Genomic DNA, 11,115 nt, shown 5'->3' with positions numbered 1-11,115 from the left:
CCGCTTAGACAGTTCTCCTGTGTCTCAGGTCTTTTTACTGCTCAATTGAATATAAAGTGATAAGCTATTCATATCCCCCCATGGGGGTTATGAAAGGAGTGCCGGCGTGGCTAAAGAACACCAACACCTGCATCATGAAACCAAGAAAATACTTAACAGGATGTCCAGAGCTATTGGTCACATGGAGTCAATAAAGAGGATGGTTGAAGAGGGTAGAGACTGCACCGAAATTTTGATTCAGCTTTCCGCAGTTCGTTCTGCCCTGAACAATGTGGGCAAAATTATTTTACATGACCATATCAACCATTGTGTGGTAAACGCGTTGGAGACAGGGGACAAAAAGGTGCTGGAAGACTTAAATAATGCTGTTGACAAGTTTCTGAAGTAAAAACGCGGATGCGGGGAAAACAATGATTAATCATACAACCCCTGCCATAGCCATGGCTATTTTAGCGGCTGCTTTGTATGGCGTTAGCTCGCCGGTGTCTAAGCTGCTACTGGTTAAGATACCGCCAACCTTAATGGCTGCCCTGTTATATCTTGGCGCCGGCATTGGCATGTTAATTGTTAATGTATTTAAACAGTATAGCAAGAACGAGCAGGTAGAAGCTAAAATGACTAAAAAAGAGCTGCCCTATATTATTGGGATGATCCTGCTTGATATTGCCGCTCCCATATTGCTCATGTTGGGCCTGGCCAGGACCACAGCGGAGAATGTCTCCCTGTTAAATAATTTTGAAATTGTGGCCACTGCCCTAATCGCCCTGTTTATTTTTCAAGAGGCCATTGGCAGGAGGATGTGGCTGGCCATTGCACTGATTACCTTGTCGACCATTATTTTGACGGTGGAAGATTTGAGCAGTTTATCCTTTTCCCTTGGTTCTCTATTTGTGATTGCCGCCTGTCTTTGCTGGGGTGTAGAGAACAATTGCACCCGGATGTTATCCTTAAAAGACCCCTTGCAGATTGTAGCGGTCAAAGGTTTCGGCTCGGGGATAGGTGCGCTCTTAATTTCCCTGGTCCTACAGGAATACAACAGTAATCTTTGGTACATCTTCCTGGCCTTAATTTTAGGCTTTGTCGCTTATGGCCTGAGCATATTCTTTTACATCTCCGCTCAGAGAGAGCTGGGTGCTGCAAGAACCAGTGCTTATTATGCCGCGGCACCCTTTATCGGGGTAATCATGTCCTGGTTGCTGCTGCAGGAGCAAATTTCCACGTCCTTCCTGGTTGCGTTAGTTATTATGCTAACCGGTGCATATTTTGCGGTATCGGAGGATCACCGGCATACCCATTTCCACCTGGAAATAACCCATGAGCACAAGCATAATCATCATGACGGGCACCACAACCATCAGCACGTTCCGGAGGTAGAGGGGGAGCATAGCCATGAGCACACCCATGAACCAATCAAGCATAAACACGCCCATACGCCGGACATGCATCACAGGCATGCGCATTAATGAGGGCAAAGGACTATCGACTAAAGGAGGAGTAATTTATGCATATTTGGAGCATTCCCTGCGGCATCCCGGCCCTCACATAAACAGGGCACCATAAACACAGGGGGATGGTTCGAGACCACTAAAAAAGTCCTAAAAACACAAAAAGCATCCCCACCTATAAGTATAATTAGTCGCAACAACAAAATATACTGGGGATGCTTTTTATGCTAATTGAAACCACCTTTAAACAAGGCAGCTTTTACACTGAATTATACCATATAATACTGGAGAATCACATATTAAAACGTATAGATTCCGCAATATCCCTTAGCTTTGTCAATGAACTATTAGCAGATAGATATTGCAAAAACTTTGGCAGACCCGCCAAAGAACCAGAAATGATGCTGAAGATCCAGCTCTTAATATCAATATATTATCCGATGAACAATTGATATAAGATTTGACTGTTAATGACTGACCTGATGGGTAATAGAACAAACAAAACCTTAATAAGCCCCGCTTCTTAATGAAAATTAGCATAATAAAACGCAAGTAAATATGCCCAATGTATTATACTGAAACGAAAAGTTTTAAATAAATTTTATGGACTGACAAGCAGCTGTCTAAGGTGTGAGTTATGCTCTTAAGTATAAATAATGCTTGCTCACTTAACTTCGCCGCTACCATACACGGTTGTTAATTTTTTGCATAAAGTATTCCCATTAGTTCAGATAAAAACGTAGTAATTATCAGTAAATATAATGTAATTAACTATATTTACATCCCGGTAGTTCAAATAGCATTAACATTTAATAGTGTACAAAAAATTTAAAGGCTGGACAATACAAAAAACATTTAGAGACTTGACATTTTTTATACTATTTAATTATAATCAAGATATAATACCTATAGTAAATTAAATTATAAAAAAGGAGGTGTCAATTTGAAAGTATCGGTTAATTTCAAAACAGATAAACTCCCGGTTGCCTATAGGTTAGGCATGCTCAGCATCATTAAAGAATGTTTAAAAAACGGTGCTCCGGAAATTTACGAACTATATTTTACTTCCCATATACCTAAGCCATATACCTTTTCCGTATACCTGCAAAACTATAAGTTTCAGGAAACTGATATCAGCTTGACTGGTTTCCAACTTAATATAACTTCCCCGGATTACCAGTTTATGATTCCGTTCCTAAATGGATTGCAGAAAATAAATCGGTTCCAATATAAGCATTACCACTTCCAGCGAGAGTTAATCCGGTTTGCAGGCGATCAAGAAATCCGCTCCAACCGTATTCTCGTGCAGACTTTAAGCCCAATATTAGTTGAAGATGAGCAACACAAGCCACTGTCACCCCACGACCCCGCATATAATCAACAGTTTCAAATCATTACCGAACGAATTTCTCAGTCACTACGCGGAAAAGCCCTGAGAAGTCCTGTTACCATCAGACCAGTTTCAGTAAAGAAAACCGTTATCAAGGAGCAGAATGATTCCTACCTGAGAGCACGGGAGGAAAAACGTGTTTCCGGTGACTATTTGTTCTTTACCGCCTACAGTGGGCGCTTCATTTTGGAAGGTGATCCGGTGGATTTGCAGTGGCTAGTGGATTCCGGTTGCGGCCTGCGCAGCGGGCAGGGTTTCGGGCACATTCAATTGGAAAGTGAGGTGAACCCTTAAATGCAGCTTAAACTGTACATGGATGATTATCTGACGGCCATAGGAGGAACAGGGTTGCTAAGGCTACAGGAATGGGCCCACCTGAATTTGGGTACAGTTGTAGGTCTGCAGCATGCCGATTCCCCCATCAAAATGAAACATGACCATTTACTGGTTGACCCTTCCATTTTGACTAGGGTGCCCGAATGGTATTTTCGTTTTTTACTAGAACAGTATTCCATATCGAAACGGGAAGAAAAGAGACTCCGCTACATTGGTAATTCTAAAAACCAAACTGTAAAAGAACAAAAGGATAGACTAAAAGATTCTATAAACGAAAACCTGAAAAAATTATCCAGATATTTCGCAGAAACTGAAAACTACCAGCTTATGAAGGAGTGTTTTGAGCAAGTAAAAAAATTGCCCGATGATCAAGCAAAAACAAGCTTAACAGATTTGCGGGATAATTATCTCCAACTGCTACAAACGGATATCTTTGAAGAAAAGCTGACCTTTAATTTTATCCGGTCCGTTGTCCTAAAAAATTTCTTTGGACAAGTATCCTTCCTGCAGAAATCTTTAAGCCACTATAATTTACAGCAGCATATCGACAAGATGACCGAGGATTATGTGCGGCCGCTACTTTTTGATCTGGGTTTTCATGACCTGTTGTACAGCAGTCTGCCGGATGACGAAAAATACCAAGCTGTTTTGCAGTATCTGGCTAAATCTGAGCTGTCTATACACAAACGCTGGGTCAGGGAGTTAAAGAAGCTGAAGCCAGGCAATTTGGAAGCCTATTTCCGGCAGCAACTTAGATGTGTATTTGAAGAAAATTGGCTGGCTACCGACAACTTTGAAGAAAAATCCTTTGTTCCCCTGGGTGTAAGTAGCGGGAAAGCCTACAATTTTGCATGGGATTTACAGGATAGCCCTATGCCTATATCTACATGGATTCGCTTTATATTGTTTATCAGCCCGGTGGGACTTACGCCGTTTACTAAAATGTACAAGGAAGGGTTTGAAACCTATTATAGTTTTGTCTTCCGGGATGGTTCACCGGATTTGATATACCGGGATAATGAGGTTTTACGAAACCTGGAGCAGAATGAATCTTTTGAGCAGTTCATTCCCAAAATTATCAGGCGCGAACAACATAAAGCAAAGCAGGAAAGTATACCCGGCATTCAAATTATTGAGTTCTATTCAGAGTATGACAATAAAAAAACTGTGATGCACTATTACCACATACCACAGTATCTGCTGGAATATTTTAAGCAAGACAACTTAAACAAAATGCACAAGATATATGACCGGTCTTTACGTGATCAGTTTTTACAATTAGTTATGGAAAGCGTGGATCCCATTTCAACAATATGGGTGCATTTGCAGAAAGTCATTCGCGGAAAAGCCAATGCACAATCAACTTACTATGCTTTATTGGAAAGATGGAAAATAAATAGTCTGCAAGAGGAGGGAACCATGAGAAACGCGGGTTTAATCTACGTTGTTTTTAAAGAAGGCAAGAAGATTCGCAAAGAACTGACAAACTTGTCAAATGAGCGTTCTGAACAAACAGACTATGCGTCCAGTGGAAACAAGCGGGCGGCTGGGATTGCCCATCGCCTATTGAACGCAGCCAAAGCAGGGAATAATCAGCAGTTTCTTGATACAATAATTAGGCTTTACTTACAGGTAAAAATACCGGTACCTTCCCTGCTGCTGAATGTCCTGCATGAAAAAGATATCGATTTTGCTACATTATCCGGGGCTTTTATTACCGGTCTACTGTCAGATGCGGACTATACAGCAGTAGATAAGACAGAACAATCGGAACAACAAACTGTCCAGGCAGTAAACCCTTAAAGACGGGTAAACGATTTTATATAAATGTAAGGGGGAACTATCATGGCCAAATCTCTGACCATATCGGCTATGTTTCAGGCTAACTCGCTTAACTACGGCGAGGGAACGGCAAATATTTCGGAACTGAAAAAATTCCACCGGGGTAACGGTGATGTGTGCACTTTTGCTTCTCGTCAAAGTTTACGCTATGATATCGTTCGCATTGGCAATGAATACTATGGGTGGAACCTGGATACGGTGGACAAGTCCAAGTCGGTCATTCAGTTCAAAGAAGATGTGACCATCAAGGATTCCGTTGAAATGGATTTGTTCGGATACTTGAAAACCGGCAGCAAATCGAAAAAGCGGGCTGCTGTAGCCCGCTTGGGTCATGCTTTATCCCTGGAGCCCTATAAAAGTGACATGGAGTTTCTAAATAACATGGGGTTGGCCGAGCGGATTGGCGAGAATCCAAACCTGGCTAATTTGGAACAACATCAAAGCCATTATGTATATAACCTGACGGTGGATTTGCACAAAGTGGGAATTGACGGGGACGTTGTTCTTTCTAAAGAAGAAAGGACACAAAGAGTAACCCAACTTTTAGATATCCTAAAACTTCTTTACCGGGATATAAAAGGGCGCAGGGAGAACTTGACCCCGGTGTTTATCATAGGTGGGGTTTATGATAGCGCCAATCCATTTTTTATGGGTCGAGTTAAAATCACATCAAATAGCTCCGAACATGGCTGGGATCTGGATCTTGCAATGTTAAATGACGCTATGCAAATAACCTGGAACGAAAAAAAGATTCAGGACTCCACAATGATTGGCCTCGTACAAGGCTGGTTCGCCAACGAAGAGAAGCTGAGAGAAACATTCCCCGGGCGGGTGGTTTCGGTGGAAGAGTTCTTTGCTCAAGCTAAAGAGGAAGTGAAACAGGCAATAGGGAGTGAGTAATATGGAAGTACTGCGCTTGAAACTGTTCCAGGAAACGGCCTGTTACAAAAAACCTGCGGCCTTTAAGGTTGGCGAAACCTATCCGCTCCCGCCTTACTCCACGGTAAAAGGTATGCTGCACCAGATTTTACAGGCGGACAAGTACATCCCTATGGGAATTTGTATTCAGGGAAGTTATCAAAGCCGAATTGTGGATTATCAAAAACACTATTTTTTTAAGAAAAATAAGACAACGGATTTCCCCCTGATAACAGATGGACTGGCGTTGGATTTCGCTTATTCGGATATAACCGCCATGCCCATCTACATGCACCTGCTGCTGGATGTCCATCTGATCATTCATGTCCGGGCGAAAAGGGATATTATGCTGCTTATAAAACAGGGAATCGAAGACGGTGTTCCTTTCAGCCTGGGTAGGTGGGAAGATATGGTGCGAGTTGATGAATGTCGCATGGTGGAGTTGCGGGAAGCGGATGAGGACGTTGAAACCGTACTGCCCATTTATTGGCCTGTGTTATTAGACCCGGAGGAGGAATTGCCCGGCGTCCCTTACCGGCTCAATTGGAAATATGAAATCATTCAAGGAATCCGGCAGTGGCAAAAAATCAAAGTAAGGTATGTCAAGGCGGACGAGCAGATGTGGGAACCTGGCACCGTAGACCCCGACGGGTATCCGGTGATTTTCCCCAAAGAAATGGGGGAATAGTGCATGTTTTACGCTAAATCCCAGCCGGGAGAAACCATCAAAGAGCATACCGACCTGCTCCTTGCCGGGCTGCAATTATTGCGTAAATCCTACGGCCATAAAATAAACGCTGGCGAACGGTTTTGGGAACTTCTGCGGACGGCTGCTTTGTACCATGACTTTGGTAAAGCCAATGTCTTGTTTCAGAACAAGATGCGTAAATTGCGGGGAGAGGACACTCTCCCCTGCAGTTTATCGTCCCGGGATGAGATTCCGCATAACTTTGTTTCTGTCGCCCTTATCCCATTCAATGAGCTGGGACTTACCAAAGAGGAGTGGCGGTTCCTGGTGGAAGCAATAGGCTTTCATCACGAGAGAAATACACTCCCCAATAGCAGCGCGATTCAGGCGTATGTGCAACAGACAATTTCCAGAACAACAGTTGAAGCATTGTTTAAGCACATGGGATTGCCCTACAGACCAGAGGAGTCGTCCAAACGTTTGCTGAAATTGCTGGAAAAGGATAGGAAGCCCAAGTACGACCAAGATTTGCACGATAAACCGGAATTCTTCAGGCAGCATGTTCTCTTAAAAGGACTGCTCCATCGTTTGGACCATGCAGTGTCCGCCCATGTGGCTGTGGAGACAGGTGTTGAGGAAAATACAGGTGAAAAAACCTACCGTTTTTTGCAGGGCAATTTTGGTAAGCTGCAGCCGGCGCAAGAATTTGCTATGTTGCACAGAGATCGAAATGTGATTATGGCTGCATCTACCGGAACAGGAAAAACTGAAGCGGCCTTATTATGGGCCGGGGAGGAAAAAGCCTTTATAACGCTGCCGTTAAGGGTAAGCCTGAATGCTATGTATGACAGGTTGCGCGAAGGTGCTAAAATTGGCCTGGAACACTTGGGGCTTCTGCATTCCGGTAGTTTGGACTACCTCACCGAAAAAGATTTGGTTGACGGTGAAGAAACGTACCAAGTATCTCGTCAGCTTTCCCAGAAGATTATGCTAACGACTATCGATCAGGTGCTCAAATTCCCTTTCTTGTACAAAGGCTTTGAAAAAGAACTGGCCACCTTTGCTTATTCTAAATTAGTTATTGACGAAATCCAGGCTTATGATCCTAACATTGCAGCTATGCTCATCAAGGCATTGGAAATGGTCGTTAAAATCGGCGGGAAATTTATGATTATGACGGCTACACTGCCCAAGTTATACTTGGAAACAATTAGTTCCCGGGGAGTAATTCTCGAAGACCAGTGGGTATACCGCTCTTTTCCTAACGATGATTTAAAGCGGCACCGGATTCATCTCCATGATTCGCAAATCAAGGATGTTACCGAATCCATCATCGATAGCGGCCGGCAAAATAAGGTCCTGGTGATTTGCAACACGGTAGATAGGGCCATTGCTGTATACCAACAGTTAAAAGAGCAGGTAAAAGAACAACTCGAGCAGGGTCAGTTGAATAAAGATGTACCCGTTTGGCTGCTGCATGCCCGGTTTATCAAAAAGCACAAATTGAGCTTAGAGCAAAGGGTCACAAAGTTCGCTGAATCGGGTTGGCATCAAAAAGACGGTGAAGTGGAAACAGGGATATGGGTTACAACGCAAATTGTCGAAGCCTCTTTGGATGTGGATTTTGATGAATTGTATACAGAAATGTGTTCCCTGGACAGCTTATTCCAGCGCATGGGTCGCTGTTACCGGATTCGCCGGTATGCGGGCGAGGAACCGAATGTGCATATTTTCACCGCTAATGCTTCCGGAATTGGCACTGTATACGACAAGGTTATTGTGCAAATGAGCTCGGATGCATTGCAGCCATTGCAAAACCGGATTATGCTGGAATCCGAAAAAATGCTTATGGTGGAACGCCTTTATAGCAAGGAGAATTTGAGAAATACTTCGTTTTTGCAAAAATTTAATGAAGCTATCATATTCTTTGACAACCAACTTTTCTTTGAGACGGAATCCCGCGAGGCTCAGGATATGTTAAGGAATATTCGTTCCAGGGAGGCCATCCCCTGGAAGTTTCATGATAAGGTAGAAAAATTGATTAAACAATTGGGGCGGGAAACAGATAAAAACCGGCGTAGGAAGTGTCGGCAGGAGATTGAAAAAATGTCGGTTCCGTTAAATGAAAAGACGTTGCGAATAAAAGATGTTGCCCTTTGCCCTTTAGAAGCCAGAGGACTCGAACACCTGAGCTGGATCATGGATACGGATGCGGATTATGAATTTGATGAAAACACTTTGCAGGGGAGCGGGTTGGTGTATAAGAAAAAGGCGGATATCTTTTAGGAAGGGATCGAGTATCATTGGAAAACGTGCGTGGCGTGGAGATGCATTATTATGCAGTTTGTAAACGCAAATTGTGGCTATTCCACAAGGGAATCCGTTTTGAAAATGATGGCCACGATCGGGTGATTGAAGGTAAAATACTACACGAACAAGCGTACTCCAAACTGCAAAAGGATATAGGAACGGAGGAATTCGTGAAAATTGACCGGCAGGACGGTGATGTGCTGCGGGAAATAAAGCTGACCAGTAAAATGCAGAAAGCAGACCGCTTGCAGATGTTGTATTACCTTTATATTTTAAAACAAAAGGGAATTTGTAAGACCGGGCTGCTAAGCTACACTAAAGAAAAAAAGACTATTGAAGTTCATTTGGATACTCAAGGCGAACAAGATGTACGCATGGCGCTTGCGAATATACACGGCATTTTACAGGGGAATATTCCTGCTTTCCAAAAACGTACTTATTGCGGTAAATGTGCTTACAAGGACTTCTGTTTTTCCGGGGAGGTAGAGCAGGATGAATCGTGATATTTTCATTCTGTCCGGCGGTCGCATGAAGCGAAAAGATAATACGCTTTATTTCGAGAATGAAGAAGGTGAAAGGCGTCCCATCCCTGTGGAACAGACAAACAGCATCCATTTTTTTGGACAGGTGGATTTCAACACATCCCTGCTCCATTTGCTATCCCAGCACCAGATATGTTTTCACGTTTACAACCATTACGGTTATTACGATGGTAGCTTTTGTCCCAGGAATCCCAAAGTATCCGGTTTTACAGTGGTGCAGCAAAGCGCTCATGTTTTAGATGCCGAAAAGCGTATGTATCTGGCCAAATCATTTGTTTTGGCAGGTATCCATCATATGCTGCGAAACATTCGTAAGAATGACCAGAGTGGTTCTCCGCATATAGATACCATCATGTCTGTAGTTCACCGTGTGGAATCCGCCGGTACCATTCCAGAGTTAATGGGTGCTGAGGGGCAGGGCAGGCAGATATATTACAATGCTTTCAACCAGTTATTGAAGAATGGAATGGAATGGCATTCGCGCAGTAAACAACCGCCCAGGGACCCAATTAATGCTATGATCTCATTTGGAAACAGTTTAATGTATACAACGGTTATATCCGAAATTTATAAAACAGTTCTGGATCCTACTGTAAGTTTTTTACATGAACCTTCTTCGCGGCGGTTTTCCCTGAGTTTGGATATCGCTGAGATTTTTAAACCCTTAATTGTAGACCCGCTTGTGTTAACTCTACTAAATAATCGTCAAATCCAGGAAAAACACTTTGATTCCAAAGACGGTGCAGTTTTATTAAATGACGAAGGACGAATAAAATTCTTATCTGCGTTTGATGAAAAAATGAAAACTACTATTAAACACCGGAAATTAAAGCGGCAAGTCTCTTATCGCTATTTGATTCGGTTAGAAGCCTATAAGCTTATCAAGCATTTGATTGGCGATGAAGTGTATAAACCGTTTAAAGCGTGGTGGTAATGTGTTTGTTATTATTACTTATGATGTCGGCGAGAAGAGGGTTGGAAAGGTGTGTAAAAAACTGAGAGAGTACCTGGACTGGACGCAAAACTCTGTATTTGAGGGGCAAATCCAGAAAGGAAAGCTTACCAAATGTTTAAGCGAATTGAAAAAGATCCTAACTGAAGAAGACTCGATTTATATTTACCGAATCGAAAATCCCAACCATCTGAGAAAGGATGTAATTGGGCAGAACAGGTCTTTTGACCGTATATTTCTCTAGTAGGCTACTTTGGTGCATTATGGAATTTTTAAGATAAATGCTGGTAACCCTTGAGTTGTATGACATGGCAGGGTTTGTGAAAAGAAGTTATAACTCCTTATTAATGGTTCGATGCAAATTTAACTTGCCAGCTATTCGAGAATGTTTTTTAACCTTGAATAATCAAGGGTTTTTTGATATTTTGAAATTGGGGTTTTATCTGAACGTAGTGGGATTTAAAGTAGAATACGCTGCCTCAGCTATACGGCTGGGGCTTTGTGTTTTATCTGAACGTAGTGGGATTTAAAGTTCTTTTGCACCCTCAATATCGCCTCTACCTGCTAAGTTTTATCTGAACGTAGTGGGATTTAAAGCNNGGCCTGCTATACAAGCTGCTTTAAATCCCACTACGTTCAGATAAAACAGCGGCTAACGAAACGGCAAAAGTGGGACAAGTTGTCTTTAAATC

At 42.7% G+C, this 11,115-nt stretch carries 10 protein-coding genes and 1 pseudogene; all 11 read left to right on the top strand.

The features are described from left to right. The first annotated feature begins 106 nt into the window (after window positions 1–106). The 11 genes and pseudogenes from SPSYN_RS15230 (at window position 107) to cas2 (ending at window position 10,667) form a co-directional block, all read left to right on the top strand. Window positions 107–388 (top strand): metal-sensing transcriptional repressor, encoded by a 282-nt coding sequence (locus SPSYN_RS15230; protein ID WP_279279343.1) that lies wholly within the window; start codon window positions 107–109, stop codon window positions 386–388. Window positions 389–410: 22 nt separating this feature from the next. After that, on the top strand, window positions 411–1,463 hold the full coding sequence (locus SPSYN_RS15225) for a DMT family transporter (RefSeq protein ID WP_161823341.1): 1,053 nt from the start codon (window positions 411–413) through the stop codon (window positions 1,461–1,463). A 206-nt stretch (window positions 1,464–1,669) separates the two neighbouring features. Further along, a pseudogene (locus SPSYN_RS15220) lies at window positions 1,670–1,879 on the top strand (transposase); the annotation flags it as partial. Window positions 1,880–2,388: 509 nt separating this feature from the next. After that, the gene (gene cas6 / locus SPSYN_RS15215) at window positions 2,389–3,129 is read left to right on the top strand and encodes a CRISPR-associated endoribonuclease Cas6 (RefSeq protein WP_161823340.1); all 741 of its coding nucleotides are present in this window, start codon (window positions 2,389–2,391) and stop codon (window positions 3,127–3,129) included. Next, the gene (locus SPSYN_RS15210; protein WP_161823339.1) at window positions 3,130–4,974 is read left to right on the top strand and encodes a hypothetical protein; all 1,845 of its coding nucleotides are present in this window, start codon (window positions 3,130–3,132) and stop codon (window positions 4,972–4,974) included. 42 nt (window positions 4,975–5,016) lie between these two features. Then, on the top strand, window positions 5,017–5,913 hold the full coding sequence (gene cas7i / locus SPSYN_RS15205; RefSeq protein ID WP_161823338.1) for a type I-B CRISPR-associated protein Cas7/Cst2/DevR: 897 nt from the start codon (window positions 5,017–5,019) through the stop codon (window positions 5,911–5,913). A 1-nt stretch (window position 5,914) separates the two neighbouring features. After that, on the top strand, window positions 5,915–6,619 hold the full coding sequence (gene cas5b, locus SPSYN_RS15200) for a type I-B CRISPR-associated protein Cas5b (protein WP_161823337.1): 705 nt from the start codon (window positions 5,915–5,917) through the stop codon (window positions 6,617–6,619). A gap of 3 nt (window positions 6,620–6,622) precedes the next feature. Further along, window positions 6,623–8,905 (top strand): CRISPR-associated helicase Cas3', encoded by a 2,283-nt coding sequence (cas3, locus tag SPSYN_RS15195; protein WP_161823336.1) that lies wholly within the window; start codon window positions 6,623–6,625, stop codon window positions 8,903–8,905. 26 nt (window positions 8,906–8,931) lie between these two features. Continuing rightward, window positions 8,932–9,432: a CRISPR-associated protein Cas4 gene (gene cas4, locus SPSYN_RS15190; RefSeq protein WP_243153084.1), complete on the top strand. Its 501-nt coding sequence runs from the start codon at window positions 8,932–8,934 to the stop codon at window positions 9,430–9,432. Continuing rightward, window positions 9,422–10,405, top strand: coding sequence for a type I-B CRISPR-associated endonuclease Cas1b (gene cas1b, locus SPSYN_RS15185; RefSeq protein ID WP_161823335.1), 984 nt, complete (start codon window positions 9,422–9,424; stop codon window positions 10,403–10,405). Before cas4 ends, cas1b begins: the two co-directional genes overlap by 11 nt. Before the next feature lies 1 nt (window position 10,406). After that, window positions 10,407–10,667 (top strand): CRISPR-associated endonuclease Cas2, encoded by a 261-nt coding sequence (gene cas2 / locus SPSYN_RS15180; protein ID WP_161823334.1) that lies wholly within the window; start codon window positions 10,407–10,409, stop codon window positions 10,665–10,667. Window positions 10,668–11,115: the final 448 nt, after the last annotated feature.

Origin of the sequence: Sporotomaculum syntrophicum (assembly GCF_009932395.1) — a bacterium.
Taxonomy (GTDB): domain Bacteria; phylum Bacillota; class Desulfotomaculia; order Desulfotomaculales; family Desulfallaceae; genus Sporotomaculum; species Sporotomaculum syntrophicum.
This window is presented reverse-complemented; position numbering and strand designations above follow the sequence as displayed.